This window comes from Amycolatopsis sp. NPDC047767 (assembly GCF_040704195.1).
In the GTDB taxonomy this organism is placed as follows: domain Bacteria; phylum Actinomycetota; class Actinomycetes; order Mycobacteriales; family Pseudonocardiaceae; genus Amycolatopsis.
Window position 1 is genome coordinate 170,069 of the sequence record NZ_JBEYSJ010000001.1, and the last position, 26,405, is coordinate 196,473.

The window sequence follows — 26,405 nt, forward strand, 5'->3', positions numbered from 1 at the left end:
TCCCGCGCGGTCGAGATTGAGTTTGTCGGGTCTCCTTATGGTTCTAGTGAGACGGGACTGAGAGCAGCCTGAGAAGTTATTTCGGCGGGCTTACCAGGGAGCCTTCGCTGATTTATGGACAAGCAACGCTAACCTTCGCGCGTGAGTTCCGGGACGCATGCGGCCTCGGCGGCCGAGCCGGTCGGCGCCGAGTACGTCGACGGGTACCTTCCCGACGACGACGTACTGGCCGCGGCGCGGGCGCGCGCGGCCGACCTGGGCTGCGCGCCGCTGGCCTCGGGGGCGGGCGCGACCTTGCGTTTCCTCGCCGCGACGCTCGGCGCGCGGGCCGTGGTGGAGGTCGGCACGGGGGTCGGCGTGAGCGGCCTGCACCTGCTGCGAGGGATGGCTCCCGACGGCGTGCTGACGTCGATCGACCTCGAGCCGGAGTACCAGCGCGCGGCGCGCACGACGTTCCGCGAAGCGGGCATCCCGCCCGGCCGCACGCGGCTGATCGTCGGCCGCGCCCTCGACGTGCTCCCCCGGCTCACCCCCGGTGGCTACGACCTGGTGTTCGTCGACGCGGCGCGCCTCGAGTTCCCGAACTACTACGAGAAGGGCGTCTCGCTGCTGCGCCGCGGCGGGATCATCGCCTTCCACAACGTGCTGGCCGGCGGCCGCGTCGCCGATCCGTCGCGCCGCGACCCGGAGACGCTCGCCCTGCGCGAGGTCGCGCGGGCGATGCGGGAGGACGAACGCCTGGTCCCGGCCCTGTTGCCGGTCGGCGGCGGGCTGCTGGTGGCGGCGGTCGGCTGAGTTCTCACGTGTGCGCGAGCTCGCGCGGGCGGAGCCGGACGGTGGTGCCCACCCCGACGGCGGCCGCCGCGAGCACGAGCCACACGGCCACGGCGGCGATGAGCCAGGCCCAGCCGGCTTCGCCGTAGATCACCGCGCCGACCGCGCCGCCGACGCTGCTGCCGAGGTAGTACATGAGCGTGTAGAAACCGCCGGTCTGCCCGCGCGCGTTCTCCGGCGCCTCCGCGGCGGCCCAGCTGTTGGCGATGGCGTGGGCGGCGAAGAACGAGCAGGTCAGCACTACAAAACCGACGGCGACCATGGCCACGGAGTCCGGAATCGTGAGGGCCGCGCCGACGGCCATGAGCAGCAGCGCGCCGATGATGGCGCGGCGGCGGCCGATCCTCGTCGCCAGGCGGTTGGCCGTCGCCGAGGAGACCGAGCCCAGCGCGTAGGCGAGGAAGACCAGTGACGCGATGGCCGGCGAGAGGTGCAGCTCGCCGGTGAGGCGGAAGCCGGCGGCGTTGTAGAGCGCGACGAACGACCCCATGGCCAGCAGCGCGACGGCGTACTGGGCCAGGAGCACCGGTTTGCGCACGGCGTGGAGCAGGCCGATGCCGACGTCACGCAGGGTTTGGCGGTCTTCCCGGTGCTGCCGGCCCCTCGGCAGCGCGACGACGGTGACGATCGCGCAGACCAGCGAGATGCCGGCCACGACGTACAGCGCGCCCCGCCAGCCCAGCGGGCCCGCGGTGAAGCCCGTCGCGAGACGGCCGGTCATGCCGCCGATGGAGTTGCCGGCGATCATCGCACCCACCGCCGCCGCCACCCCGACCTTGCCGAGCCGCTCGACGAGGTACGCCGTGGCGACGCCGGGGAACCCCGCGATCGCCACGCCCTGGACGGCCCGCAGCACGAGCATCACCGAGTACGACGGCACGAGCGGCAGCAGCAGCCCCAGCACCGCCGAGATCACCACCGACGCGATGATCACCGACCGGCGCCCGACCACCTCGGACAGCGCCGCGATGGGCAGCACGGAGATCGCCAGCGCCCCCGTCGCCACACTCACCGCGAGCGACGCGCCACCGGGGTCGAGGTGGTACTGCTGCGCGAGCTGCGGCAGCACCGGCTGGGGCGCGTAGAGCAGCGCGAACGACGTGAACCCGGCAGCGGCGACGGCGACCTTGACCCGGACGGTGGTACTGGCGGTAGTGGTCACATCTGCCGAAAGTAAGGAGAGCTAACCAATACGTCCAATACGGTTGTGCGCGATAATCCATACTGTGACGCATGAAAGCCTGACTTCCCAGCTCGCGCCCCACCTGCTGCTCCTCGCGACCCTGCGGAGCACGAGGAACGTCACACGCACGGCCGAGTTGCTGGGGGTGCCGCAGCCCACAGTGAGCCGTCGGCTGGCCGCGCTCGGCGAGTCGTTGGGCGCGCCGTTGACGGTGCCGGACGGGCGCGGGATCCGGCTGACTCGGGCGGCCGAGTTGCTCGCGGAGGCTTCGGAGCGGGCGCTGGCTTCCGTCGACGCGGGGGCGCGGCTGGCGAGGGAGGAGATCGAGCCGGAGAGCGGACGGGTGGTGCTCGGGTTCCTGCATCTGCTGGGGAGGTCGTTGGTGCCGTCGTTGCTGCGGGGGTACCGGGCGCAGGTGCCGGGGGCGCGGTTCACGTTGGTGCAGGGGTCGCGGCAGGAGATGGTCGACCGGTTGGCGGGTGGGGAGCTGGATTTGGCGTTGCTGGCGCCGGTTCCCGACGACGTCGTGTTCGAGACTGCGGTGTTGTCGACGCAGCCGATTTTGTTGTCGGTGCCGTCCGGGCATCGGTTGGCTCGGCGGGCGGGCGTGCGGATGGAGGAGCTGGCGGATGAGGAGTTCGTGATGTTGGAGCCCGGGTATGGGCTTCGGCGGATCACGGACGAGTTGTGTGCGGAGGCGGGGTTTTCGCCGAAGGTGGCGTTCGAGGGGCAGGAGTCGGACACCGTGCGGGGGTTGGTGGCGGCGGGCTTGGGGGTGGCGTTGTTGCCGCACTTTGAGCCGGGGGCGCCGGCGGGGGTGGCGGAGGTGCCGATCGAGCCGGGGGTGGGGAGGACGATCGGGCTGGCTTGGCGGAGAGGGGAGCCGGTTAGTCGGGCTGTGGGGGTTTTTCGGGAGTTTGTGTTGGGTGGGGTGTGAGGGGTTCTTGGTCCTCGCAGGGCGTGTTGCGTTGGGGGTGCACCCCGAAGCTGGATTGTGTTGACGGCCTGTGAGCCGTTGTCAAGGCGGGAAAGCGTGCCTTGACAACGGCTCGCCGGCCGCAAGGAGGCTTCGGATCGGGGTGCCGGGGCGGGGCTGGGTGCAGGTTTCGTCGCGTAGGTGGGCGGCGGTTGGTGGGGTTTTGCGCGGCCTGGGTGGGGCGTGGGTTGGGCAGGCTGGCGGCGGTTTGGTGGTGGCCAAAGCGCCCCAATGTGGCGTTCGGTGCGCTCGGCGCACCCAACGCCGCATTGGGGTGCGGCGGGCGCGGGTGGCATTCGCTGCGGCGGAGCGAGGGGCTGGGGGGTCAGGCCTGAGGGTTGCGTTGCGGGCGAGGGCGGCGGGGGTTTTCTGTTGCCTCGTCGCCGGCTGGGAAGGGGACTTCGACCGGGGCGGTGGTCAGGTCCTTCGCGTCGATGAGGGTGTCGGCGACGGAGCAGGCGGATTCCGCCGCTACGCCGGTGCGGATGAAGAATTCGGCGCGGGACAGCGTGAGGGGGCCTTCGCGCAGGGCCACTCCCAGGCGTTTGGCTTCGGCGAGATCCATGTCCAGCGTCACGCGGTCGGCGGTTCTGGATATGAGCATGCGGGCCAGCCTAGGCACCTGGGGTGGGTGGTGGGTGGGGACGCCAAAGCGCCCCAATGCGGCGTTCGGTGCGCTGGGTGCACCCAATGTGGCGTTCGGTGCGTTGAGCGCAACCAACGCCGCATTGGGGTGTGCGGCCTCGTGTGGGGTCAGGCTGAGTAGGAGGCGGCCAGTTCCACCAAGGTGCGGGCGGCGAAGCCGGAGGCGCCGGGGACCACGTCGTCGTAGGTTTTGTCGGCGCGGGCGGGGCCGGCGATGTCGAGGTGGGCCCAGGGCAGGCCGGCCGTGAATTCGCGGAGGAAGAGGGCCGCCATGATGCCGCCGGGGCCGCCGGGGGCTTGGCGGACGTCGCCGAGTTCGCCTTCGATGGAGGGGGCGTAGTCGTCGACCAGGGGCATGCGCCACCAGGATTCGCCGGCGCGGGTGCCGGCCGCGATGACGCGGGCGGCCAAGTCGTCGTCGGTGGAGAAGAGGCCGCCGGTGCGGAGGCCGAGGGACACCTTCATGGCGCCGGTGAGGGTGGCGGCGTCCACGACGAGGTCGGGTTTGTACGTCTGAATCCCGTAGGCGAGGGCGTCGGCCATGACCATGCGGCCCTCGGCGTCGGTGTTGCCGACCTCGGTGGTGCGGCCGCCGTAGTGGCGGACGATGTCGCCGGGCCGGTACGAACCACCGGAGACGTGGTTCTCGGCGGCGGGCACCAACGCCGTCACGCGCACGGCCAGACCCAGCGCGGCGATGGCGCGCACGGAGGCGATCACGGCCGCGCCGCCCGCCATGTCGGTGCGCATGAGGTGCATGCCGTCGGCGGGCTTGACCGACAGGCCGCCGGTGTCGAACGTGATGCCCTTGCCCACGAACAGCAGGTGGGTCTTGGCGCCGCGCGGAGAATACGAGAGCTCGATCAGGCGCGGCGGCGAGTCCGAACCTCCCCCGACCGCGAGCACGCCACCGAAGCCGTTGTCCGCGAGCCACTTCTCGTCGCGCACGTTCACGGTCACCGCGGCCGAGCCGACGACCTTCGCGGCGGTGTTCGCGAGCCACGCGGGGTTCTTGATGTTCGACGGCGCGTTGGCCAGGTCCCGCGTCAGCGCGGCGGCGGCCGCCAGCTCACGCACGCGCGCGACCTCGTCCGCGTAAGCCGCGGCCGAAGGGCTCACCAGCCGGACGGTCTGCACCGCGGGCTTCGGGTCCTCTGTGGTCACGACGAACCGGTAGCCGCCCAGGAGCAAACCCATCGCGAGCTCGCCGACGTGCGCGGCGGCCACGTCCTCGGGCAGCCCCACCTGGACGGTCCGAGCCGGCTGGTCCACGGAGGACACCGCGCGCGCCAGGGCCGCCCCCGCGCGGCGGTAGTCGCGCGGCTCGCCGGCGCCGAGGCCCGCGACCCAGCGGACCGCGCCGTCGGACGGGACTTCCTGCACGTCGCCCGCTTTGCCGGTCGCCTTCACCCCGCCGAGCTCCAGCTCCGCGGACGAAAGTGCCAGCACCACTTGCGGGGCCCCGCGCCGGAACGCGTCGGCGACCTCGATCTCGGGCAGCTTGGTCGGGACAGGCGGTAGTGAGTTACGCACGGTGAGCAACCTTTGGGCGCAGACGAACCGCGACCCCGGCCTCCATGAGGAGGCCGGGGTTCGGTGAGTGGATGGGGAGGGGAGCCGGAATCAGCCGGTGACCTCCTGAAGTGCTGCGCCGAGGTCCTTCGCTTCTTCCGCGGAGAGCTCGACGACGAGACGGCCGCCACCTTCCAATGGCACTCGCATCACGAGGCCCCGCCCCTCCTTGGTCACTTCGAGGGGACCATCTCCGGTCCGGGGCTTCATGGCCGCCATAGCGTGCTCCCTCCGTCTCAACCGGCGCGCCCGGGTCGCGCACTCCCATGCCAGCCGGGTCTTGACCCCCATTGTCCCTCATCAGCGGCCGGGCGCGAACGCGGACCGATCATTTGCCGCCGTATCGGTGCTGGTATGCGCCACGCGGGGCTGAAAGACTCGGCGGAGGACCCACGATTACGCCAAGAGGAGCACCACAGTGACCACACCCGACGTCCTCCTGACCGCCGACGCAGACGGCGTGCGCACCCTGACCCTGAACCGGCCGGAGGCGTACAACTCGCTGACCGTCGAGCTCAAGGAACGGCTGCTCGCCGAGCTGCGCGCCGCGGCCGACGACGCGGACGTGCGCGCGATCGTGCTCACCGGCGCGGGCAAGGCGTTCTGCGCGGGACAGGACCTGAAGGAACACGTCGGGCTGCTGCAGGCCAACGACCCGGCCCCGCTGCACACGGTGAGCGACCACTACAACCCGATCGTCAAGGCCATCGTGGACATGCCGAAGCCGGTCATCGCCGCGGTCAACGGCACGGCCGCCGGCGCTGGCGCCGCCTTCGCCTACGCGAGTGACCTGCGGATCGCCGCCGAGTCGTCGTCGTTCCTCATGGCCTTCGCGAACGTCGGCCTCGGCCCCGACTCGGGTGCGTCGTGGACGCTGCAGCGGCTAATCGGCCTCGGCCGCGCCGCCGAGCTGATGCTGCTGGCCCGCACCGTCGACGCGAGCGAGGCCCAGCGCATCGGCCTGGTCGGCGAGGTCGTGCCCGACGAGGAGCTCGCCGCGCGCGCCCAGGCCGTGGCCGCGAAGCTGGCCGCCGGCCCGACGGTGGCGTACTCGAAGATCAAGCACGTGCTGGCCGTCGCCGCGCAGTCCTCTCTGGACGAAGCGCTCGCGGCCGAGGACGAGGCCCAGACCGCGCTCGGCGCCACCGCCGATCACACCGAGGCCGTGGAGGCCTTCGTCGGCAAGCGCAAGCCGAATTTCCAGGGCAAGTAGTCCGCGGGGGGTGTTCCGTCCGGCCGAAACCGGACGGAACACTCACGAGCGCTTGGCCCGGAAGCAGCCCGAGACGTGGTCGTCGACCATGCCGGTCGCCTGCATCAGCGCGTAACACGTCGTGGGGCCGAGGAACGCGAAGCCGCGCTTCTTCAGTTCCTTCGCCATCGCCTTCGACTCGTCGGTCACGGCCGGCACGTCGGCCATCGTCCGCGGCCGCTTGTGCTTCGCCGGGGCGAACGACCACAGCAGCTCGTCGAGCGGCACGTCCAGGTCCGCGATCGCGCGGGCGTTGTTGATGGCCGCGAGGATCTTCGCGCGGTTGCGCACGATGCCGGCGTCGGCCATCAGCCGCTCGATGTCGGCGTCGCCGAAGCGCGCGACCTTCGCCGGCTGGAACTTGCGGAACGCTTTGCGGAAGTTCTCCCGTTTGCGCAGGATCGTGATCCACGACAGTCCCGACTGGAACGACTCGAGGGTCAGCCGCTCGTACAGCGGGGCCTCGCCGTGCAGCGGCGTGCCCCACTCCTCGTCGTGGTAGGCCACGTAGTCCGGCGTCGAGTTCCCCCAGGAGCAGCGCTTGACGCCGTCCTGGCCCAGCAGTTCGGTCACTGCTCACCGACCGAATAGTCCTGCACGAACTTCGCGAACCGCTTCATCGACTGGTGCACCCCGAGCGAGAACGCCGGGCGCACCGCGGGCCAGCCGAGGCGCCCGATCAGCCCGAACGGCAGGTCGAGGTGCTCGGCCCAGACGAACGTGGAGCGCGTCGGCCCGTTGGCCACGACCTGGAACGCCGCCGTGCCGCGCACGAGGCTCCCGAGGTGGCGCATCGTCACCCGCAGCGGCGGCTCCCACGCGGTGACCTCCATGGTGTCGGTGAACCCGACGCCGGCGATCCCCGTGGTGGCCGCGATCTTCGAGCCGACACTGCGCCCGTTGCCTTCGAGCACGCGCACGGTGGTGCCGAGCACCCACTCGCTCTGGCGCGGCCAGTCGGTGAGCGCCAGCCACGTCGTGCCCGCCGGCGCCTCGACCTCGACGGACAGGATCAGGTCACTACTCACCCGCGGGCCTCGGCTCCGGCTGGGCCGCTTCGAGCTCCGCGACGCGGCCGCGCAGCTCGTCGAGCTCCACGCCGAGCCGGCGCATCACCCAGTCCACTTCGGACATCTTGTACCCGCGCAGCACGAGCTGGTAGCGCACGTGACGCACGTCCTCGCCGGTGATGTCCTCGGCGGGCAGGCGCGTGGGCGAGCTGCCCGGCGGCAGCGGGGCCAGCTCCTCGCCCCGGCCGAACACCACGGCAGCGAGCAGGAACACCACGGCGGCCACCAGCAGCATGACTACGAGGTAGATCAGCGCGGTCGTCACGCCACGATCGTGGCACACCGGCCCCAGGAACGTCGCGCGAGCACGACCAGACGCACCGACAGCAGTACATACGCCACCATCAGCAACACGCACGGAACGGACAGGAACAGCCGCGAGACGTCCACGAACCCCGTCGCCACCACGAGAGTGAGCACCGAGGCGAGGTTGATCCCGACGGCGCCGGCGATGAAGAACCCGCACGTGCGCGCCAGGCGGACGCCGTCGACGCGCCGGCTCAGCCACCGCGCGCAGACCAGCGCGACGAGCCCCACGGCCGGCACCACGAACACCGCGCCGTGGGAGAAGTGCGTGGCCACGCGGTACCACTCGGGCGTCGGGGTCGACAGGCGCGTCCAGTCGCCGAACGTGAGGATCCGGGCGAAGTCCCAGGAAAGCTGCATCGCGGGCACACCGAGCACGAGCTTCCACAGCGTGCGCACGCCGCTGTGCATGGACAGCTCCGCCTGGTAGTCGCCGGCCACCACGTCGACGCCACCGAAGTCGGCCACCGCGCGGCGCTCGGCTTCGTCGTGCGGCCAGCCGCCTTCGCGGTACGCGTCCGCCGCGTCGTGCAGGCCGTCTCGCGCTTCGGCGAGCAGGTCGTCCTTCGTCGACCGGCAGCCGACGAGCCGCCGGTCGAGGTCGCTCAGGTACCCCTCGATCGCGTTCACGCGGACCTCCCCCGCCGTCATGCCTCCGCCCGCAGGACGCCGCCGATCACCGTGGTGAACTCCCGCCACTCGGCCCGCTCGGCGGCGAGCGCCTGCTGCCCGGAGCGGGTGAGCCGGTAGGTGCGGCGCTTGCGCCCCGACACCACGTCCCACTCGCTGGCCAGATAACCGGCCCGCTCCAGCCTGCGCAGCGCCGGGTACACGGTCCCGGTCGGCAGGTCGAGCGCGCCGTCGCTCCGCAGCGAGAGCGCCTCGATGATCGCGTAACCGTGCAGCTTCCGGCCGTCGAGCACAGCCAGCAGCAGCGCGTCGAGGTGCCCGCGCAACGTGTCCGCCTTCATAGGTGGGCAGTCTACTCATGTTGTCCCCGGAAGCGTAATCCCCCGTTCCTCGCAGGGGACCCGGGGAAAACCCTGAGATGACCCTGGTCTCATAGATTTCTCTACTACATGTAGTCGCACTACCTATACACTCGCTCGCCATGCACCCCCTACCCATCGCGAGACTCCAGTTCGCGACCACCACGTCGTTCCACTTCCTGTTCGTGCTGCTCACACTGGGTCTGGTGACCGTGACCGCGGTCATGCAGACGCGCGCGACGATCAGCGGCACGCCGCAGCTGCTCCGCATGACCCGGTTCTGGGGCCGGCTGTACGTGATCAATTACGCGCTGGGCATCGCGACCGGAATCGTGATGGAATTCCAGTTCGGGCTCACATGGACCGGGCTCTCCGCATTCGCCGGTGACGTATTCGGCGCCCCGCTCGCGATCGAGACGCTGGTGGCGTTCTTCCTCGAGTCCACATTCCTCGGTCTGTGGATCTTCGGCTGGGGCCGGCTCAACAAGTGGCTGCACCTGTCGCTGATCTGGCTGGTCACGCTCACCGCGTACGCGTCGGCGCTGTTCATCATGGTCGCCAACTCGTTCCTGCAGAACCCGGTCGGCAGCCACCTGCAGGGCGGCGTGCTGCACCTCGACGACTTCGGCGCGCTGCTCACCAACCCGGCCCTCGTGGCGTCGCTGCCGCACGTGATCGGCGGCGCGCTGATGACCGGCGGCTTCTTCGTGACCGGCGTGAGCGCGTACCACTTCCTCAAGCGCACCGCGGAGGTCGACTTCTTCACCCGCTCGATGCGGTTCGGCGTGGTCACGGCGCTGATCGGCAGCATCGTCACGATCAACCAGGGCTTCGAGCAGTTCGGCGAGCTGGCGAAGTACCAGCCGGACAAGCTCGGCGAGAGTGCCGTCGGGGTGCCGCTGGCCGCGATGATCGGGATCGGGTTCGTCGCGCTGCTGTGCTCACTGGCCGGCACGATCCTGCTGATCCGCGGCTGGCTGATGCGCGCCCGGTTCCTGCACTACCTGATGGTCCCGGCGATCGTGCTGCCGTTCGCGGCCGCGATCTGCGGCTGGCTCGTGCGGGAGCTCGGCCGCCAGCCGTGGCTGATCTGGGGCAAGCTGCGCACGGCCGACGCGGTCGCGGACGTGCCCGGCGGCCAGGTCCTGTTCTCCTTCATCGCCTTCGGCCTGCTGTTCGCGGCGCTCGCCGTGGCCGACTGGGTGCTGATGTCGCGGGTCGCGCGGCGCGGGCCCGAGCCGGAAGAGGCGCCCGCGGAACCCGAACTTCCCGTACTGAGCGGAGTCTGACGATGACGACCATCTGGTGGGGTGTGCTCGGGCTGCTGCTCGGCGGGTACTTCGCGCTGGCCGGCTACGACTACGGCGTGGGCTTCCTGCTGCCCGGCCTCGGCCGGGACGAGGCGAAGCAACGGCGGGCGCTGGGTGCGCTCGGGCCGTTCTTCCTGGCCAACGAGGTGTGGCTGATCGCGGCGGTCGGGGTGCTGTTCGGGGTGTTCCCGCACCTGGAGGGCCGGGTGTTCGCCGGCGCGTACGTGCTGGTGGTGGCATTGCTGCTGGGGCTCGTCACGTTCACCGCGTCGGTGCAGCTGCGCAGCCGCCGGCCGGATGGGCGCCGCGGACCGTGGTCGTTCGGCATCACGGCGGGCGCGCTCGTGACCACGCTGGCGTGGGGCCTGTTCCTCGGCAACCTCGTGCTCGGCCTGCCGGTCGACGCTAAGGGCAACCCGGTCGACGACGTGCTCGCGCTCTTCGACCCGTACGCCGTGCTGTGGGGCCTCGGGTTCGTGGCACTGTTCGGGCTGCAGGGGGCGGTGTTCCTCGCCGTGCGCGGGCCGGCGGAGCTCACCGGCCGGTCGGCGCGGCTCGCGAAGACGTTCACCACGCCCGTCGGCACGTTCCTGGTGGTGGCCACGGCGTGGGGGGCGCTTGCCGTTTCGGGGATCTCGTGGGCCGCGGTCGCGGTGACGGCACTGGCGTTCGCCGCGTTCGGCACCGTCCTGTTCGGACTGCGAGCCAAGCGGTACCGGCTCGCACTGCCCGCGGCGATGCTGCTGTCGGCGACCCCGGCGCTGGTGGTCGGTGCGCTGCGATTCCCGACGATCCTGGTGTCCACTTCGGACCCTGGGTACGCGCTCACCGTCTCCGACGCGTTCACCGCACCTGAGACGGCGTCGTTGCTGGTGTGGTTCGCGGTGCCGGTGCTCGTGGTGCTGGTGGTCGTGCAGTGGCTGACCTGGCGGGCGAACCGCGGGCCCGTCGACCGGCAGTCGCTGCTGCACTTCTAGAGGGGGAACGAAATGCCGTCACTGCCCGGCTTGCGCCGGTACCTGGTCCTGCTCGGACTCCTCGGCGCGCTGACCGCCGGCGTGGTCCTGCTGCAGGCCGAAGGCCTCGCGACGCTGCTCACCGGCGGCGGCCTGGGTGTCACGTTGGTCGTCGCTGTGGCCCTGCGAGTGCTGCTGGCACTCGCGATGGGGGTGGTCACGGGGCGGTTCGCGGCCGGCGCCCAGGCCGGGCTGCGCCAGCGGCTGCTCGGGTCGACGGCCGACGCCGGCGTGGTCACCACGCAGGTCACGAGGGGCGTCGACGCGACCACGGCGTACCTCACCGGCTACCTGCCGGCGCTCGTCGCGTCGGTGCTCGTGCCGATCGCCGTGGTGGTGCGGCTGGTCACGACGGACCTCACGTCGGCGTTGATCGTGGTGGCCACGCTGCCGTTGATCCCGGTGTTCGCGGCGCTGGTCGGGGCTCGCGCGAAGGCGCGGACGGAACGGCAGTGGGCGCTGCTGACCCGGCTGGGCGGGCACTTCCTCGACGCCGTGCGCGGCCTGCCCACGTTGAAGCTCTTCGGCCGCGCCCGCGCACAAGCCCAGCACGTGCGGGCGATGGCCGACGCGCACGCCGACGCGACACTGGGCACGCTGCGCGTCGCGTTCCTGTCGTCGCTGGTCCTGGAACTGGTGGCGACGCTGTCGATCGCGCTGATCGCCGTGCCCATCGGCTTCCGCCTGCTGGAGGGCTCCCTCACCGCGCACACCGCGATGCTCGTGCTGGTGCTCGCGCCCGAGGCCTACCTGCCGCTGCGCGCGGCGGGCGCGAAGTTCCACGCAGCGGCCGAGGGGCTCACGGCTCTGCGCGAAGCGCTGGCCACGCCGCTTGCGACTCGACGCGGTGGCACGGTCACCCGGCCGGCGGGGCCGCCGGAGATCGAGTTCGCCGGCGTCTCCGTGCACTACGGCGAAGTCGCCGCACTGTCCGAAGTGGACCTGATGATCCGCCGCGGCGAACACGTCGCCCTCACCGGGCCGAGCGGTTCCGGGAAGTCGACGCTGCTGGCCGTGCTACTGGGGTTCGTCACGCCGTCCGCCGGCCGCGTGCTCGTGGACGGCGTGGACCTGCGGTCCCTCGACCACGCGGCCTGGCTGCGCGACACGGCGTGGCTACCGCAGCGGCCGACGTTGTTCAGCGGCACCGTCGCGGAGAACATCGCCCTGGGCTCATCAGCCGACGTGCGCACCGCCGCCCGCGCCGCCGCGCTCGACGACGTGGTCACCGACCTGCCCGAGGGCTACGCGACCCGCATCGGCGAGCTGGGCGCAGGATTGTCGGCAGGCCAACGGCAACGCGTCGGCCTCGCCCGCGCACTCGCCCGCACCGACGCCGGGCTGGTCCTGCTCGACGAACCCACGGCCCGCCTCGACCGCGGCACCGAACAGGCTGTACTCGCCGGAACAGCGGCGTTGCTGCCCGGCCGCACGGCGTTGTTCGTCGCCCACCACCCCGCGCTGGCCGCCATGGCCACCCGCACCATCCCACTCGCGGGCGGCCGAGTCCCGCTGGAGGTCCGATGAACACCACACGCCTGCTGCGCGCCGCACTGCTCGCCGCCGGGGCCGAGGTCTCCGGGCTGGCGCTCACCGGCACGGCGGTGTGGCTGCTGATGCGGGCGGCCGAACGTCCGCCGCTCGCCGCGTTGACCGTCGCGATCGTGGCGGTGCGGGTGTTCGCCTTGGCGCGCGGCGGTTTGCGGTACGCCGAGCGGCTGGCCGGGCACGAGGTCGTGCTGCGGTACCTCGGCGCGTTGCGTGCTCGGGTGTACGCGGCGCTCGTGCCGCGGCGCGTCGCCGAGCACTCCGGCGCCGACCTGGTGACGCGGCTGGTGTCCGATGTGGACGCGGTGCAGGACGCGGTGCTGCGGCTGGCGCTTCCGGCCGCGGTGGCCGGGCTCGTGGGCCTGGCGTTGGCCGTGGTCACGGGGTTCGTGAGCTTCGCGGCCGCGGCAGTGCTCGTGGCCGGGCTGCTCCTCGCGGGCGGGCTGCTGCCGTGGCTGGCCGCGCGAGTCACGGCGAAGAGCCAGGCTCTCACTTCGCCGGCGCGGCAGGAGCTGGCCGAGCGCACGGTCGAGCTGGTCACCGGGCGCCACGAACTGGTGGCCTACGGCGTCGAGCCCCAGGCGACGAAAGCCGCCGGCGCCATCATCGACGGAATAGCCGCACGGGCCCGCAGTGTCTCGGCCCGGCTGTCCGTGCTGACCGCGGCCGGCGCCCTCGTCCAGCTGGCGACCACCGCCGCCGTGGCTTTGCTCGCCGGCGCGAGCCTGCCGGTGACGGCCGCGTTGACGCTCGCTGTGCTGGCCCTGTTCGAGATCGTCCTTCCCCTGACCGCCGCGGCCCAGCGCGTTCCCGAACTGCGGACGTCGCTGGGCCGCGTGCGTGAACTGCTCGCGACCACGCCACCGGAAACCCCCGAACACACCGGACCCGGTCACCTGAAGCTGGACAACGTCACAGTCCACCACCCGGGCCGTCAACCCGCTCTCCGGAACATCGACCTCGACCTCCTGCCCGGCACCCGGCTGGGCGTGCTCGGCCCGTCCGGCGCCGGCAAGACCACCCTGCTCCACGTCCTGCTCGGCTTCACTGCACCGACGTCCGGACAGGCCACAGTGGATGGTCACCCGATCCAGGGCCCCAGCCCCCGGGTGGTCTCCGGCGCCCTCGCCGACGCGCACGTCTTCGCCACCACCGTCCGCGAAAACCTCCTCATCGCCGCGCCCAAGGCGACCGACGGCGAGCTCCGCACGGCCTGCGCCGTCACCGACCTCGACGTGCCGCTCGACCGCGACGCCACCACGCTGTCCGGCGGCCAGCGCCAGCGCCTGGTCCTCACCCGCGCCGTCCTCGCCGCCCCGCCGGTGCTCGTGCTCGACGAACCGGTGGAAGGCCTCGACGAAACCCACGGCGACGAGGTCCTCGCCCGCGTCCTCGCGAACGCCCGAGGGACCGTCGTCCTCGTGACGCACCGGCCTGAGCACCTCGAAAACTTCGACCGCGTGCTCAGCCTCGAGGACGGACGGCCCGCACCTGCGCCATCGGCGGCCGGTCCAGCACGGGGATCTCGCTGACGTCGGGCAGCCACTCCCCCGACACCTGCACGAACTGCGTCAGCCGCGCCTCGGCGTGGGTCGGCACGCCGCAGCGCGCCAGGGCCGTGCCGAGGATCTGCCGGGCCATCACGCCCAGCTGCAGCAGCGAGCGGTTGCGGTGTTTGCGGACGCCGAGGTTGACCTGGGCGAGGCCGTCGAGGCCGTAGCGCTGCTCGGCGTCGAGCAGCAGGCCGATCTCCACGCCGTAGCCGCCGGCGAAGGGCACCGACTCGAAGAACTCGCGCGTGCCCGCGTACTCGCCGCCGAGCGGCTGCACGAGCTCGCCCAGCGCCGGGCGCAGCGCGGACAGCACGGGCCGGGCCAGCAGCTCGGTGACCCGGCCGCCGCCCGTGCTCTCCAGCCGCAACGGGCGCCGGTAGAAGCCCTTGACCAGGTGCACGCCGGGTTCGGTGAGCAGCGGCCCGAGCAACGCCGGCACGAACGCCGGGTCCGGGTCGACGAGGTCCGAGTCGAGGAAGACGACGACGTCGCCGGTCGTCGCGGCCAGCGACCGCCACAGCACCTCACCCTTGCCGGGGCGCGGCGGCAGGTCGGGCAGCACGTCCTCGCGGTGCACCACGCGCGCGCCGGCCGCGGCCGCGACCTCCACGGTGGCGTCGGTGGAGCCGGAGTCGACCACCACGAGCTCGTCGACGACGGTGCCGAGCAGTGGCCGCACCGACGCGACGACGTCACCGACCGTTCGCTCTTCGTCCAGCGCCGGAAGCACCACCGAAACCGTGCGGTCACGCTTGGCCGCCAGGATGTCCGCGGGCGTCCACGCGGGTTCCTGCCAGGTGCGACGTTCGAACCAGCTCATCGGCCGATCGTGCCATGCTGGTGACACCGACCTGCCCGCCGGAGGGAGACCCCTTGCTGCCCCTGCTCGTCCGTTTCGTGCTCGGCCCGCTGGTCCGCGCGATCTACCGCCCCGAGGTCGAGGGTGTGGAGAACGTGCCGGCCGACGGACCGGTGCTGCTCGCCGCCAACCACCGCGCGGCACTGGACACCGGCGTGATCACCTTCACCACGCCGCGCAAGGTGCGTTTCCTCAGCAAGGCCGAGTACTTCACCGGCACGGGCCTGAAGGGCCGCTTCATCGCCAACTCGCTCGACGCGCTGGGCTACATCCCCGTCGAGCGCGGCAGCGCCTCCGCCGGCCTCGCCGCGCTGGAGGCCGGGCGGCGCGTGCTCGAAGACGGCGGCGTGTTCGCCATCTACCCCGAAGGCACGCGCTCGCTCGACGGCCGCCTGCACCGCGGCCACACGGGCGTCGCGGCGCTCGCGCTGTCCACCGGCGCGAAGGTCGTGCCCGTCGCGCTGTGGGGCACCGAGGGCATCCAGCCGAACGGCTCGAAGATCCCGCGCGTGTGCAAGATCAAGATCAAGTTCGGCACGCCGCTGGACTTCTCGCGCTACGAGGGCCAGGACTCGTCGTCGGCCATCCGGCGTTCGGTGACCGACGAAGTCATGTACTCGATCCTCGAGCTGTCGGGCCAGGAGTACGTGGACACCTACCACAAGCGCCCGAGCGAGGGCGCTGCTTGAGCTGTCAGTTCCACTTCGGGGGCGCGGGCGGGGCGTACTCGGCGAAGCGGTCGAGCAGGGCCGACACGTCGGAGTCGATCAGCAGCAGGTCGCGGTAGCCGGCGCCGAGGAACCCTTCGGTGACCATGTGGTCGGCGAAGGACACGAGCGGGCCGTAGTAGCCGCCGACGTCCACGAGGCCGATGGGCTTCGAGTGCAGGCCGAGCTGGGCCCAGGTCCACACCTCGAACAGCTCCTCCAACGTCCCGGCGCCGCCGGGCAGCGTGAGGAAACCGTCGGACAGCGCCGCCATCTTGGCCTTGCGCTGGTGCATGTCGGGGACCACGTGCAGCTCCGTGAGGCCCGCGTGCGCGATCTCCACGCTGGACAGCGCCTCGGGGATCACGCCGATCACCTCACCGCCCGCCGCCAGCGCGGCGTCGGCGACCACGCCCATGGTGCCGACGCTCGCACCGCCGTACACGAGCCCGATCCCGCGCTGGGCCAGCAGCTTGCCCAGTTCGGCGGCAGCCTCCGCGTACGCCGGGGAGAAGCCCATCGAGGACCCGCAGAAGACGCAGATCCGGCGCAACGAGCTCATCAGTGGGTGTCCTCCCAGGCCTGGTACGACTCCTCGACCACGCGCACGGCGTCGTCGATGTCGTCGGTGAGGTGCAGCAGGTCGAGATCCTTCTCGCTGATCTTGCCGCCGTCGAGCACCGACTTCGAGATCCAGTCGTAGAGCCCGCCCCAGTACTCGGTGCCGAACAGCACCACGGGGAACTTGGTCACCTTCTTGGTCTGCACCAGCACCAGCGCCTCGAACAGCTCGTCGAGCGTGCCGAAGCCGCCGGGCAGGCAGATGAAGGCCTGCGAATACTTGATGAACATCGTCTTGCGCGCGAAGAAGTAGCGGAAGTTCACGCCCAGGTCGACCCACGGGTTCAGGCCCTGCTCGAACGGCAGCTCGATGCCGAGGCCCACGGAGAAGCCGCCGGCCTCGTTGGCACCGCGGTTCACGGCCTCCATCGCGCCCGGCCCGCCGCCGGTGATCACGGCGAAGCCGGCTTCGGCGAGCGCGCCGCCGATCTTGCGACCGAGGTCGTACTCAGGGTCGTCGCGCTTGGTCCGCGCGGAGCCGAACACGGTCACCGCGCGCGGCACCTCCGCGAGCGCGCCGAAGCCCTCCACGAACTCGGCCTGGATGCGGAGCACCCGCCACGGGTCGGTGTGCACCCAGTCGCTCGGGCCGCGCGCGTCCAGGAGCCGCTGGTCGGTGGTGCTGCCCTGGTCACGACGGTCGCGCCGCAGCACGACCGGGCCCTTGTGGCGCTCCACCGGGCGCTCGGGGTACTGGCCGTCCGGAAACTCAGACTGTTCACTCACCAACCCAGCCTACGGGCCGTCCCGCCAGGCAGAACCCCAGCGTCGCCACCATTGGGCGACGCCGGTGACCGCGAGGTGAACGGTCCCTTGTGGACCACCGGTCCACACCTACCAACGGCCGGTTCACGGCAAGTCCCGACGAAAGTAGCCCCGCGTACCGCGGACCGGGAAACGCCCTGATGTTCAAGGGTTTTTCGCGGTTGATTAATGCCCGAGTAATGCTTTCCTGGGCCATTCGGAGCATTGACCGACCCTGTGACGACTCCTTTACTCACGGTGATCATCCCCGTCCCCGAAGGGAACCCGATGACCGGCAGAAGAGGGATCACCGCAGGCCTGGCCACCGCCGGGCTCGCCCTGTCCGCGTTCACCGTCCCGGCTGCGCCCGCGTCGGCCGCACCCCCACCGGCCGACCCCCTGACCTTGGCGGCCACCGCGTCCGACCAGGCCACGAGCCTCTCCGCGCTGCGTTCGAGCGCCGACGAGGCGTTCCACCGCGTCGGCACCACCGCCGGCGGGGGCGGGCTCTACTACAGCGCGTACGAACGCACCTACCGCGGCCTGCGCGTGGTGGGCGGCGACGCCGTGGTCGTCGCCGACGGCACCGGGCGCGTCCGCGACACCACGGCGGCCGATACCGCGCCGCTGTCGGTCGCGACGATCGCGACGCTCGACGCCACGCGCGCCGCCGACACCGCGCGCCGACAACTGACCACTGTGGACGGTGTGGCCAAGCCGGACCTCGTCGTCCTCGCCGGGAAGCAGCCCAAGCTCGCCTACGAGGTCGTGGTCACCGGCCGCACCGCGAAGGCGCCGAGCAGCCTGCACGTGTTCGTCGACGCCGCCACCGGGGCCGTGCTCCAGCAGCGCGACGACTGGAAGTCGGAGGCGGGCGATCGGGAAGCGGGCACCACGGCGGCGGCCCCGCTCGCCGCCGGCAACAGCTTCTACGCCGGCAGCGTCAGCATCGACACCACCGGCTCCGGCTCGTCGTTCTCGATGCGTGACCCCGGCCGTCCCGGCATCAGCTGCGGACGCGAGGGCGGCTCGGTGTTCACCGGCCCCGACGACAGCTGGGGCAACGGCAACGGCACCGACCTCGAAACCGCGTGCGTCGACGTGCTCTACAGCGTGCAGACCGAGTGGAACATGCTGCGCGACTGGCTCGGCCGCAACGGCATCAACGGCACCGGCGGCGGCTACCCCGCGTCGGTCGGGCTCGACGACGTCAACGCCGGCTGGGACGGGCGCTCCACGCACTTCGGGCACTCGTCGGACAACCAGCGCCAGGCCTCGTCGATGGACGTCGTCGGCCACGAGTTCGGCCACGGCATCTTCCAGACGACCCCGGGCGGCGCCGGCGGCAGCATCGAGAACGGCGGCATGAACGAGTCGACCGGCGACATCTTCGGCGCACTCACCGAGGCGTACGCGAACAACCCGAAGGACCGGCCCGACTACGAGGTGGGCGAGGGCGTGAACCTCGACGGCCAGGGCCCGATCCGCTACATGTACAACCCGTCGCTGGTGCGCGACCCCAACTGCTACTCGACGTCGCTGCCGCCCGAGGTGCACGCCGCCGCGGGGCCGCAGAACCACTGGTTCTACCTGCTGGCCGAGGGTTCCGCCCCGGTCGGCAAGCCGGCGAGCCCGACGTGCAACGGCAGCAGCGTGACCGGCATCGGCATCCAGAAGGCCGGCAAGATCTTCTACAACGCGCTGCTGAAGAAGACCTCGTCGTGGAACCACCGCGCCGCCCGCAAGGCGACGCTGGAGACGGCGCTCGCGCTGTACCCGGACAGCTGCGCGGAGTTCACCACCGTGAAGGCGGCGTGGGACGCGGTGAGCGTGCCCGCGGCGACCGGTGAGCCGACCAGCTGCGGCACGACCACCCCGCCCACCGACTGCGCCGCCGTCTCCAACGGCACCGACGTCGCGATCCCCGACGCGGGCGCGACCGTGGCCAGCAGCCTCACTGTTGCGGGTTGCGCTCGCGCCGCCTCCGCTTCGACCCGGGTCGAGGTGCACATCGTGCACACCTACGTCGGTGACCTCGTGCTCGACCTCGTCGCCCCCGACGGCACCGCGTACCGCCTGAAGAACTCCAGCAACGACTCCGCCGACAACATCGACACCACCTACACCGTGAACGCCTCCACCGAAGCCGCCAACGGCACCTGGCAGTTGCGCGCCCGCGACGTCGCCCGCGCCGACACCGGCCGGCTCGACTCCTGGACGCTGACCGTCTAGCCCGCCCGGAGGCCGCCGCTCCCCAGGGCGGCGGCCTCCCCCCGTGGAAGGGGAAACCATTGCTGTGGAAGAAAAAAGCCGTCGCGGGACTGGCAACGCTGGCATTCGCGGTAAGCTCGCTGGCGCAACCGCCGGTCGCGTCGGCCGCGGTCGCGCCGGACATCTCGCTCGCCAATATCAAGACCCACCTCGGCCAGCTGGAGGCCATCGCCCGCCAGAACGGCGGCAACCGGTCGGCCGGTGGCGGCTACGCGTCCTCGGTGTCCTATGTGGAGGGCAAGCTGCGCGCCGCCGGCTACACCGTGACGCGCCAGACGTGCACGAGCTGCGCCGGGCGCACGCAGAACCTCATCGCGGACTGGCCGAAGGGCGACTCGAACCGCGTGCTCATGCTGGGCGCGCACCTCGACAGCGTCAGCGCCGGGCCGGGCATCAACGACAACGGCTCCGGCAGCGCGTCAATTCTCGAAGTCGCGCTGACGCTGGCCCGCACCGACCCGGCGATGGCCCAGCGCGTGCGGTTCGCGTGGTGGGCCGACGAAGAGTCGGGTATGCGCGGCTCGAAGTTCTACGTGAACAGCCTCTCGGCGGCCGAGCGCGCGAAGATCACCGCGTACCTCAACTTCGACATGATCGGCTCGAAGAACTGGGGGTACTTCGTCTACGACGACGTGGCTTCGATCAAGAACGTGTTCGACCGGTACTTCTCGTCCGTCGGGATCCAGACCGAGGGCGACCGCGAGGGCGACGGGCGCTCGGACCACGCGTCGTTCAAGAGTGCGGGGATTCCCGTCGGCGGTCTGGCCACCGGCGCGGGTGACGTGAAGACCACCGCGCAGCAACGCAAGTGGGGCGGGACGGCGGGGGCGGCGTTCGACAACTGCTACCACCGCGCGTGCGACACCGTCGCGAACATCCCGGACGCGCCATTGGAGCGCAACAGCGACGCGATCGGCTACGCGGTGTGGCAGCTGGCGACCACGTGAGGACAAGGCCGAGGGTGGCGACGCGGCGTCGCCGCCCTCGGCCGGTTTGTCCAGACCACTTATTTGTCTAGACCACCCGTTCGTAGGTAGTCAACTGCTCCATACGCCGCCTACCGTTCGTCGGAACGCCGCGTGCTGGGACAGCGTTGTCGCGAGACGGGAGCCGGGATGTTCGGTCGCAGGTCACGGATCTTCGGTGCGGTGGTGGCCGCCGCGCTCGCCCTGCCGTTGGCGGGGCTCACGGGGACCGCGGGCGCGTCGGTGCAGGCCGACACGTGTGCGGTGAAGTCGAAGCCCGCCGGGAAGGTGCTGCAGGGTTACTGGGAGAACTGGGACGGCGCCGCCAACGGTGTGCACCCGGGCCTCGGCTGGGTCCCGATCACCGACGCGCGCATCAAGTCCCACGGCTACAACGTGATCAACGCGGCCTTCCCCGTCATCCGCTCCGACGGCACGGTGCTGTGGGAAGACGGCATGGACGCCGGCGTGAAGGTGGCGACCCCGGCCGACATGTGCGCCGCGAAGGCCTCGGGCGCCACGATCCTGATGTCCATCGGCGGCGCGGCGGCGGGCATCGACCTGTCGTCGTCGGCGGTGGCGGACAAGGTCGTGAGCACGATCGTGCCGATCCTCAAGAAGTACAACTTCGACGGCATCGACATCGACATCGAGACCGGCCTGACCGGCAGCGGGAACATCAACTCGCTCTCGGCTTCGCAGGCGAACCTCATCCGCATCATCGACGGCGTGCTCGCGCAGATGCCGTCGAACTTCGGCCTCACGATGGCGCCCGAAACCGCTTATGTGACCGGCGGCAGCGTCACCTACGGCTCGATCTGGGGCTCGTACCTGCCGATCATCAAGAAGTACGCGGACAACGGCCGCCTGTGGTGGCTGAACATGCAGTACTACAACGGCTCCATGTACGGCTGCTCCGGAGACTCCTACGAGGCCGGCACCGTGCAGGGCTTCACCACGCAGACCAACTGCCTCGCCAACGGCCTGGTCGTGCAGGGCACAACGCTAAAAGTGCCGCTCGACAAGCAGGTACCCGGCCTCCCGGCCCAGCAGGGTGCCGGCGGCGGGTATCTGGCGCCGAACCTCGTCTCGCAGGCGTATCGCGCTGTTTCGGGCGTGAAGGGCCTGATGACCTGGTCCATCAACTGGGACGGCTCGAAGAACTGGACGTTCGGCGACAACGTCCGCTCGCTCGAAGGCCGCTGAAATCCGGCGCCGGGGCCCCGAACACCAGGCCTCGGCGCCGGAACCGCTCCCGGTTCCCGCTGTGGCCCAAGGCTTGTCGTTGACGTCGCTGATAACGTGCCCCGACAAAGTCGAGCAGAGGAGACGACGTGTTCGGGCGCAAGCGAAACAACGGACAGCGTGGCGGGCCCGTGACGTTCAACGCCGAAGCCGGACTCCTCAGCGTGCGGGTCGGTGACGAGCACGGCCGCCCGCTCCCGGGCACGCAGATGGTGATGCTGCACAAGCGCACCCAGCGGCAGACGAAGGCCGTCGCGGACGAGTTCGGCCTGGCGGTGAGCACCTTGTCGGCCGGGACGTACGCGGTGACCGTGAGCGCGCGCGGCTACCAGCCACGCAACAGCACGGTCGAGGTCGTGAGCGGCGACCACACCTCCCTCGAAGACCTGCGGCTCGTGCCGGACGACAACCGCCAGCTGCCTGACCCGGGCGAATGGGTGCTCGACCCCGACCACACGGCCATCCGGTTCATCGCGCGGCACATCGGGCTGTGCGAGGTCCACGGCCGGTTCCGCAGCTTCCAGGGCAGCATCGTCGTCGGCAAGCAGATCGAGGACTCCACCGTCGAGGTCGTGATCGACGCCGCGAGCATCGACACCTCCGCCGACAAGCGCGACGACCACCTGCGCTCCCCCGACTTCCTCGACGTGCGCCGCTTCCCGCAGATCCGCTTCCACGGCCACCGGTTCCGCCGCGCGCCCGGCGACCGCTGGAGCATCGACGGCACGCTCAACCTGCACGGCGCCAGCCGCGGCGTCCGCCTCGACGCCGGCTACCTGGGCCTGCGAACGTGGAACGGCGACCGCCTCGGTGCCGTCGCCACGACCGAGCTGCACCGCGAGGACTTCACGATCAACTGGCAGCAGACGCTCGCCAAGGGCCTGGTCATGGTCGGCTCGACGATCGAGATCCAGCTCGACATCCAGGCCGTCCGCGCGGGAACGGCCTAGCCACCCGGCCGCTCACCCCCGGCCACCGGGTCGCGGCGAGCACCCCAATGCGGCGTTCGGTGCACCCAACGCACCCAATGTGGCGTTCGGTGCGTTCAGCAACCAACACCACGTCGGGTGCGGTGCGCAGGACTCGGCCGGGGGTCAGCCCAGGAACTTGCGCAGGACGTCGGCCACCTGGCGGATCTCCGCGACGTGCACGTGTTCCTGCTGCGTGTGCGCGAGGCTCGGGTTGCCGGGGCCGAAGTTGACGGCCGGCATGCCCAGCGCGGCGAAGCGGGCGACGTCGGTCCAGCCCAGCTTCGCGGCGGCGCGGCCACCGGCGGCGGCCACGAGCTCGGCGGCCGCCGGCGCCGAAAGGCCAGGCAGCGCGCCCGGTGAGAGGTCCGTGAGCGTCACGTCGTAGCCGTCGAAGACCTCGCGCACGTGGGCCTCGGCCTGCGCGGGGTTGCGGTCCGGGGCGAAGCGGAAGTTGACCGTGAGCACGGCGGCGTCGGGCACGACGTTGCCGGCCACGCCGCCGGAGATCTTGGTGGCCTGAAGGCCTTCGCGGTAGGTGAGGCCGTCGATGTCGACCACGCGCGGCGCGTACTCGGCGAGCCGGCGCAGGGGTTCGGCCAGGGCGTGGATCGCGTTCTCGCCCATCCACGCGCGGGCGGTGTGCGCGCGGGTCCCGCTCGTGCGGATCTCGACGCGCAGCGTGCCCTGGCAGCCGGCCTCGATGACGCCGTTGGAGGGCTCGCCGACCACCGCCAGGTCGCCGGCCAGCCACTCGGGCAGCTCGCGCTCGATGCGGCCGAGGCCGTTCTTGACCGCTTCGACCTCTTCGTTGTCGTAGAAGACGAACGTCACGTCGTGGCGAGGCTCGGGCAGCGTGGCGGCGAGGTGCAGGAACACCGCGTCGCCGCCCTTCATGTCGACGGAGCCGAGGCCGTGGAGCAGCTCTTCGTCGCCGGAACCGGTGCGGTGCGACGGGAGGTTGGCGTTCTCCGGCACGGTGTCGAGGTGCCCGGCGAGGATCACGCGCGAGCTGCGGCCGAGGTTCGTGCGCGCGAGCACGGCGTCGCCGTTGCGGACCACCTCGAGGTGCGGCGCCTGCTCGGTGAGCGCGGCCTGCACGGCGTCGGCGAGCCGGGCCTCCTCGCCGGAGACGCTGAACGCGTCGACGAGGGCGGCGGTGAGGTCGGCGGGGTCGGCGCGCAGGTCCAGCGAGGTCATACCGGCACCGTACCGACCCGGCCCGAGGGCTACCGTGAGGGACGTGCGCACGCGAAGCTCCCTGGTCGCTCTCGGCGGCGTCCTCCTGTCCCTGGTCCTGACCGGCTGCGGCTCCGAGGCGGGCCCCACGCCCGGCCCGAACCCCGGGTCGCCGGGCCCTGACGCGCTGCCGATCAAGCTCGACGCGCTGTCCGCCGACGCCTGCTACACGAGCCCGCAGACGCAGCTGCCCAAGGGCTGCGAGAAGTTCGTCACGGAGGTCGGCGGCACGGCCGCGTCGGTGCACGAGCGCGCGGCGGCCGGCAAGACCGTCGACGTGGCGCTCGATCACGCGGCGGCCGCGCTCGACCAGGGCGTGAGCGCGTTCCGCGGGGCGGGCTGCACCACCGTGCCCACCGCGGGCGGCGCCTGCACGCAGGCGCTGATCACCATCTCGGCTGCGCTCACGTCGGTGAAGAAGCTCGTGAACCAGCAGGCCACCACGGGTTGAGGCGCGTGGCTCGACTACCGTGACCGGCGTGAGCGAGCAGACCCCTGACCCCGAAACGACCGGCGCCGTCGGCGTCGGGCTGGCCACCGTCGCGTCCGACGGGACGGTGCTGGACACCTGGTACCCGCACCCGAAGCTGACCGGCACCGGCACCAGTGGCACCGAGCGGCTGTCGGCCGCCGAGACCACCGAGCTGCTCGGTGACGCCGCGGCGGCGCTGCTCGGGCCCGACACCGACCGTGGCGTCGAGGTCGTCGCGGTGCGCGTGACGATCGGCAGCCTGGCCGCGGCCCCCGCCGACGCGCACGACGCCTACCTGCGGCTGCACCTGCTGTCGCACCGGCTCGTGCAGCCCCACGGGCAGAACCTCGACGGCATCTTCGGCAAGCTGGCCAACGTCGTGTGGACGAACCACGGCCCGTGCCCCGTCGAGGGCTTCGAGCAGACCCGCCTGCGGCTGCGCTCGCGTGGCGCGGTGGCCGTGTACGGCGTGGACAAGTTCCCGCGGATGGTCGACTACGTGCTGCCCTCGGGCGTGCGCATCGCCGACGCCGACCGCGTGCGCCTGGGCGCGCACCTCGCCTCCGGCACGACCGTGATGCACGAGGGCTTCGTGAACTTCAACGCCGGCACGCTCGGCGCGTCCATGGTCGAGGGCCGGATCTCGGCGGGCGTGGTCGTGGGCGACGGCAGCGACGTCGGCGGCGGCGCGTCGATCATGGGCACGCTCTCGGGCGGCGGCAAGGAGGTCATCGCGATCGGCGAGCGCTGCCTGATCGGCGCCAACGGCGGCGTGGGCATTTCCCTCGGCGACGACTCCGTGATCGAGGCCGGGCTGTACATCACGGCCGGCACGAAGGTCGTCGTCGACGGCAAGACCGTGAAGGCGCGGGAGATCTCGGGTATTTCGGGTGCGCTCTTCCGGCGGAACTCGGCGACGGGCGCGGTGGAGGTCGTGTCGCGCACCGGCGTCGGGATCGAACTGAACGAAGCGCTGCACGCAAACTGATCGTCTTGCCGAAAAGGGCGCGCCCCACCGGGGTCGCGCCCTTTTCGTCACGAGTCACATCCACTCTGCCTGCGTGTTCACTTACCATTCATGTCGTGACCACCGAATCGTTGCCCTCCTCGACCCGCCGCCGCGCACCTGAGCCGACGACCCCGGCCGAGCTCGGCCTGCCCGACGAGCCCGCGAAAGCCGGCCCCCGGGACCCGGCGGCCACCCACATCCGGGCCAAGCTGGACCACGAGCTGCGCGAGCTGCTGTCGCGCGAGCCCGGCACCCGCAGCGGCACGGACCCCGAAGACCTGCACCAGATGCGCGTCGCCCTCCGGCGCATGCGCAGCGTGCTGAAGACCTCCGGCGCGCTGCTGGGCGAGTCCGCCGAGCCCGTGCGCGCCGAGCTGGGCTGGCTCGGCCAGTCCCTCGGCGAGGTTCGCGACTACGACGTGCTGATCGGCCACCTGCGCGAGGTGATCGCCACCTTCGAGGTCCGCGACCAGCCCGCGGGCCGCCGCCTGGTCTCGAAGTTCGTCACCGAACGCGGCGCCGCCCGCCGCCGCCTGACGCGCGCCCTGTCGAGCGCCCGCTACGCCACGCTGCTGCAGCGCATCGCCCAGCTCACGCGCATCCCGGACCACGAGCTCGACCCCACGCCGCTGGGCTCGGGCAGCCTGGCGACCGACGTCCGCAAGCCGTACCGCCGCCTGTCGAAGGCCGTCCGCGCCCTGCCCGCGGACCCGCCGGACGACGACCTGCACGCCCTGCGCATCTACGGCAAGAAGCTGCGCTACACCGCCGAACTGGCCCGCTCGTCGGCGAAGAAGAAGCAGGCCACCGCCCTCACTGAACTCGTCAAGTCGACCCGCAAACTCCAGACCGTCCTCGGCGACCACCAGGACGCCGTGATCGCCGCCGAAAGGGTGCGCGCGGTGCTGGCCAGCGTCGACAGCGAGGTCGGCTTCATCGCGGGCCGCATCGCCGAACACGAACTCCTCAAGCGCACCGAGGCCCGCGCGGCCTGGCCGGCGGTCTGGGCCCGCATCGACAAGGCGGCAGACACGGCTCTCTGACCCTCGGC

28 protein-coding genes are annotated in these 26,405 nt (G+C 71.4%); 15 read left to right on the top strand and 13 right to left on the bottom strand.

Going from position 1 to position 26,405, the window contains the following annotated elements; genetic code table 11:
* Nucleotides 1-141: 141 nt before the first annotated feature.
* Nucleotides 142-795 carry an O-methyltransferase gene (locus AB0878_RS00790; protein WP_366575250.1) on the top strand — a complete coding sequence of 218 codons (654 nt, stop codon included), beginning with the start codon at nt 142-144 and terminating at the stop codon, nt 793-795.
* A gap of 4 nt (nt 796-799) precedes the next feature.
* Here AB0878_RS00790 and AB0878_RS00795 read toward each other — a convergent pair whose 3' ends face one another.
* Nucleotides 800-1,996 (bottom strand): MFS transporter, encoded by a 1,197-nt coding sequence (locus tag AB0878_RS00795; protein ID WP_366575252.1) that lies wholly within the window; start codon nt 1,994-1,996, stop codon nt 800-802.
* Nucleotides 1,997-2,060: 64 nt separating this feature from the next.
* On the opposite strand from AB0878_RS00795, the gene AB0878_RS00800 reads away from it, so the two are divergent.
* Entirely contained in the window at nt 2,061-2,954 is an 894-nt protein-coding gene (locus AB0878_RS00800) for a LysR family transcriptional regulator (protein ID WP_366575253.1), read from the top strand.
* 364 nt (nt 2,955-3,318) lie between these two features.
* Here AB0878_RS00800 and AB0878_RS00805 read toward each other — a convergent pair whose 3' ends face one another.
* The 3 genes from AB0878_RS00805 to AB0878_RS00815 form a co-directional block, all read right to left on the bottom strand.
* Nucleotides 3,319-3,597 carry a hypothetical protein gene (locus AB0878_RS00805; RefSeq protein ID WP_366575255.1) on the bottom strand — a complete coding sequence of 93 codons (279 nt, stop codon included), beginning with the start codon at nt 3,595-3,597 and terminating at the stop codon, nt 3,319-3,321.
* A gap of 149 nt (nt 3,598-3,746) precedes the next feature.
* Entirely contained in the window at nt 3,747-5,171 is a 1,425-nt protein-coding gene (locus AB0878_RS00810; RefSeq protein WP_366575257.1) for a leucyl aminopeptidase family protein, read from the bottom strand.
* A 90-nt stretch (nt 5,172-5,261) separates the two neighbouring features.
* Entirely contained in the window at nt 5,262-5,429 is a 168-nt protein-coding gene (locus AB0878_RS00815; RefSeq protein ID WP_005155393.1) for a DUF3117 domain-containing protein, read from the bottom strand.
* A 199-nt stretch (nt 5,430-5,628) separates the two neighbouring features.
* Between AB0878_RS00815 and AB0878_RS00820 the strand changes: the two genes are divergently transcribed.
* Nucleotides 5,629-6,423, top strand: coding sequence for an enoyl-CoA hydratase-related protein (locus AB0878_RS00820; RefSeq protein WP_366575260.1), 795 nt, complete (start codon nt 5,629-5,631; stop codon nt 6,421-6,423).
* Between the two features lie 42 nt (nt 6,424-6,465).
* On the opposite strand, the gene AB0878_RS00825 is transcribed toward AB0878_RS00820, so the two are convergent.
* The 5 genes from AB0878_RS00825 to AB0878_RS00845 are packed head-to-tail and all read right to left on the bottom strand — an operon-like array spanning nt 6,466 to nt 8,809.
* The gene (locus AB0878_RS00825) at nt 6,466-7,035 is read right to left on the bottom strand and encodes a DNA-3-methyladenine glycosylase I (protein WP_366575262.1); all 570 of its coding nucleotides are present in this window, start codon (nt 7,033-7,035) and stop codon (nt 6,466-6,468) included.
* Nucleotides 7,032-7,490: an SRPBCC family protein gene (locus AB0878_RS00830; protein ID WP_366575264.1), complete on the bottom strand. Its 459-nt coding sequence runs from the start codon at nt 7,488-7,490 to the stop codon at nt 7,032-7,034. The genes AB0878_RS00825 and AB0878_RS00830 overlap by 4 nt, the downstream gene beginning before the upstream one ends.
* A complete protein-coding gene (locus tag AB0878_RS00835) occupies nt 7,483-7,797 on the bottom strand; it encodes a DivIVA domain-containing protein (RefSeq protein ID WP_360603028.1) in 315 nt (104 codons plus the stop codon). The genes AB0878_RS00830 and AB0878_RS00835 overlap by 8 nt, the downstream gene beginning before the upstream one ends.
* Nucleotides 7,794-8,468 carry a permease prefix domain 1-containing protein gene (locus AB0878_RS00840; protein WP_366575266.1) on the bottom strand — a complete coding sequence of 225 codons (675 nt, stop codon included), beginning with the start codon at nt 8,466-8,468 and terminating at the stop codon, nt 7,794-7,796. Before AB0878_RS00840 ends, AB0878_RS00835 begins: the two co-directional genes overlap by 4 nt.
* Nucleotides 8,469-8,485: 17 nt before the next feature.
* Nucleotides 8,486-8,809, bottom strand: a complete 324-nt coding sequence (locus tag AB0878_RS00845; RefSeq protein ID WP_220246405.1) for a helix-turn-helix transcriptional regulator — start codon at nt 8,807-8,809, stop codon at nt 8,486-8,488.
* Nucleotides 8,810-8,949: 140 nt separating this feature from the next.
* Here AB0878_RS00845 and AB0878_RS00850 point away from each other — a divergent pair, with 140 nt between their 5' ends.
* From AB0878_RS00850 to cydC, 4 genes are read left to right on the top strand one after another with little or no spacing between them, the layout of a single operon-like run.
* On the top strand, nt 8,950-10,116 hold the full coding sequence (locus tag AB0878_RS00850) for a cytochrome ubiquinol oxidase subunit I (RefSeq protein WP_366575268.1): 1,167 nt from the start codon (nt 8,950-8,952) through the stop codon (nt 10,114-10,116).
* 2 nt (nt 10,117-10,118) lie between these two features.
* Nucleotides 10,119-11,114: a cytochrome d ubiquinol oxidase subunit II gene (locus AB0878_RS00855; RefSeq protein ID WP_366575270.1), complete on the top strand. Its 996-nt coding sequence runs from the start codon at nt 10,119-10,121 to the stop codon at nt 11,112-11,114.
* A 12-nt stretch (nt 11,115-11,126) separates the two neighbouring features.
* Nucleotides 11,127-12,680, top strand: coding sequence for a thiol reductant ABC exporter subunit CydD (gene cydD / locus AB0878_RS00860; protein WP_366575272.1), 1,554 nt, complete (start codon nt 11,127-11,129; stop codon nt 12,678-12,680).
* Nucleotides 12,677-14,233 (top strand): thiol reductant ABC exporter subunit CydC, encoded by a 1,557-nt coding sequence (gene cydC / locus AB0878_RS00865; RefSeq protein WP_366575274.1) that lies wholly within the window; start codon nt 12,677-12,679, stop codon nt 14,231-14,233. Before cydD ends, cydC begins: the two co-directional genes overlap by 4 nt.
* Here cydC and AB0878_RS00870 read toward each other — a convergent pair.
* Nucleotides 14,166-15,074 carry a glucosyl-3-phosphoglycerate synthase gene (locus AB0878_RS00870; RefSeq protein ID WP_366575275.1) on the bottom strand — a complete coding sequence of 303 codons (909 nt, stop codon included), beginning with the start codon at nt 15,072-15,074 and terminating at the stop codon, nt 14,166-14,168. The genes cydC and AB0878_RS00870 overlap by 68 nt on opposite strands.
* A 53-nt stretch (nt 15,075-15,127) precedes the next feature.
* On the opposite strand from AB0878_RS00870, the gene AB0878_RS00875 reads away from it, so the two are divergent.
* On the top strand, nt 15,128-15,802 hold the full coding sequence (locus AB0878_RS00875; RefSeq protein WP_366575277.1) for a lysophospholipid acyltransferase family protein: 675 nt from the start codon (nt 15,128-15,130) through the stop codon (nt 15,800-15,802).
* 4 nt (nt 15,803-15,806) lie between these two features.
* Here the strand turns inward: AB0878_RS00875 and AB0878_RS00880 are convergent, their stop codons facing one another.
* Both AB0878_RS00880 and AB0878_RS00885 read right to left on the bottom strand, forming a co-directional pair.
* Entirely contained in the window at nt 15,807-16,382 is a 576-nt protein-coding gene (locus AB0878_RS00880; RefSeq protein ID WP_366575279.1) for a TIGR00730 family Rossman fold protein, read from the bottom strand.
* Nucleotides 16,382-17,167 carry a TIGR00730 family Rossman fold protein gene (locus AB0878_RS00885; RefSeq protein ID WP_354871266.1) on the bottom strand — a complete coding sequence of 262 codons (786 nt, stop codon included), beginning with the start codon at nt 17,165-17,167 and terminating at the stop codon, nt 16,382-16,384. The genes AB0878_RS00880 and AB0878_RS00885 overlap by 1 nt, the downstream gene beginning before the upstream one ends.
* 306 nt (nt 17,168-17,473) lie before the next feature.
* Between AB0878_RS00885 and AB0878_RS00890 the strand changes: the two genes are divergently transcribed.
* From AB0878_RS00890 to AB0878_RS00905, 4 genes are all read left to right on the top strand, one after another.
* A complete protein-coding gene (locus AB0878_RS00890; RefSeq protein ID WP_366575280.1) occupies nt 17,474-19,417 on the top strand; it encodes a M4 family metallopeptidase in 1,944 nt (647 codons plus the stop codon).
* Nucleotides 19,418-19,476: 59 nt separating this feature from the next.
* The gene (locus AB0878_RS00895; protein WP_366575282.1) at nt 19,477-20,403 is read left to right on the top strand and encodes a M28 family metallopeptidase; all 927 of its coding nucleotides are present in this window, start codon (nt 19,477-19,479) and stop codon (nt 20,401-20,403) included.
* A 168-nt stretch (nt 20,404-20,571) separates the two neighbouring features.
* A complete protein-coding gene (locus tag AB0878_RS00900; RefSeq protein ID WP_366575284.1) occupies nt 20,572-21,627 on the top strand; it encodes a chitinase in 1,056 nt (351 codons plus the stop codon).
* A gap of 128 nt (nt 21,628-21,755) precedes the next feature.
* On the top strand, nt 21,756-22,616 hold the full coding sequence (locus AB0878_RS00905; protein WP_366575286.1) for a YceI family protein: 861 nt from the start codon (nt 21,756-21,758) through the stop codon (nt 22,614-22,616).
* A gap of 144 nt (nt 22,617-22,760) precedes the next feature.
* Here the strand turns inward: AB0878_RS00905 and dapE are convergent, their stop codons facing one another.
* Entirely contained in the window at nt 22,761-23,834 is a 1,074-nt protein-coding gene (gene dapE, locus AB0878_RS00910) for a succinyl-diaminopimelate desuccinylase (RefSeq protein WP_366575288.1), read from the bottom strand.
* 43 nt (nt 23,835-23,877) lie between these two features.
* On the opposite strand from dapE, the gene AB0878_RS00915 reads away from it, so the two are divergent.
* From AB0878_RS00915 to AB0878_RS00925, 3 genes are all read left to right on the top strand, one after another.
* Nucleotides 23,878-24,324 carry a hypothetical protein gene (locus AB0878_RS00915; protein ID WP_366575290.1) on the top strand — a complete coding sequence of 149 codons (447 nt, stop codon included), beginning with the start codon at nt 23,878-23,880 and terminating at the stop codon, nt 24,322-24,324.
* A gap of 28 nt (nt 24,325-24,352) precedes the next feature.
* Nucleotides 24,353-25,333: a 2,3,4,5-tetrahydropyridine-2,6-dicarboxylate N-succinyltransferase gene (dapD, locus tag AB0878_RS00920; RefSeq protein ID WP_366575292.1), complete on the top strand. Its 981-nt coding sequence runs from the start codon at nt 24,353-24,355 to the stop codon at nt 25,331-25,333.
* A gap of 95 nt (nt 25,334-25,428) precedes the next feature.
* Nucleotides 25,429-26,397 (top strand): CHAD domain-containing protein, encoded by a 969-nt coding sequence (locus tag AB0878_RS00925; protein WP_366575294.1) that lies wholly within the window; start codon nt 25,429-25,431, stop codon nt 26,395-26,397.
* The last annotated feature ends 8 nt before the right edge of the window (nt 26,398-26,405 follow it).

Excerpts from the sequence above, each read along its gene's own strand:
- AB0878_RS00805 (WP_366575255.1), bottom strand. The coding sequence starts at position 3,597 with ATGCTCATATCCAGAACCGCCGACCGCGTGACGCTGGACATGGATCTC.
- AB0878_RS00815 (WP_005155393.1), bottom strand. The coding sequence starts at position 5,429 with ATGGCGGCCATGAAGCCCCGGACCGGAGATGGTCCCCTCGAAGTGACC.
- AB0878_RS00845 (WP_220246405.1), bottom strand. The coding sequence starts at position 8,809 with ATGAAGGCGGACACGTTGCGCGGGCACCTCGACGCGCTGCTGCTGGCT.
- AB0878_RS00850 (WP_366575268.1), top strand. The coding sequence starts at position 8,950 with ATGCACCCCCTACCCATCGCGAGACTCCAGTTCGCGACCACCACGTCG.
- AB0878_RS00855 (WP_366575270.1), top strand. The coding sequence starts at position 10,119 with ATGACGACCATCTGGTGGGGTGTGCTCGGGCTGCTGCTCGGCGGGTAC.
- cydD (WP_366575272.1), top strand. The coding sequence starts at position 11,127 with ATGCCGTCACTGCCCGGCTTGCGCCGGTACCTGGTCCTGCTCGGACTC.
- cydC (WP_366575274.1), top strand. The coding sequence starts at position 12,677 with ATGAACACCACACGCCTGCTGCGCGCCGCACTGCTCGCCGCCGGGGCC.
- AB0878_RS00870 (WP_366575275.1), bottom strand. The coding sequence starts at position 15,074 with ATGAGCTGGTTCGAACGTCGCACCTGGCAGGAACCCGCGTGGACGCCC.
- AB0878_RS00880 (WP_366575279.1), bottom strand. The coding sequence starts at position 16,382 with ATGAGCTCGTTGCGCCGGATCTGCGTCTTCTGCGGGTCCTCGATGGGC.
- AB0878_RS00890 (WP_366575280.1), top strand. The coding sequence starts at position 17,474 with ATGACCGGCAGAAGAGGGATCACCGCAGGCCTGGCCACCGCCGGGCTC.
- AB0878_RS00900 (WP_366575284.1), top strand. The coding sequence starts at position 20,572 with ATGTTCGGTCGCAGGTCACGGATCTTCGGTGCGGTGGTGGCCGCCGCG.
- dapE (WP_366575288.1), bottom strand. The coding sequence starts at position 23,834 with ATGACCTCGCTGGACCTGCGCGCCGACCCCGCCGACCTCACCGCCGCC.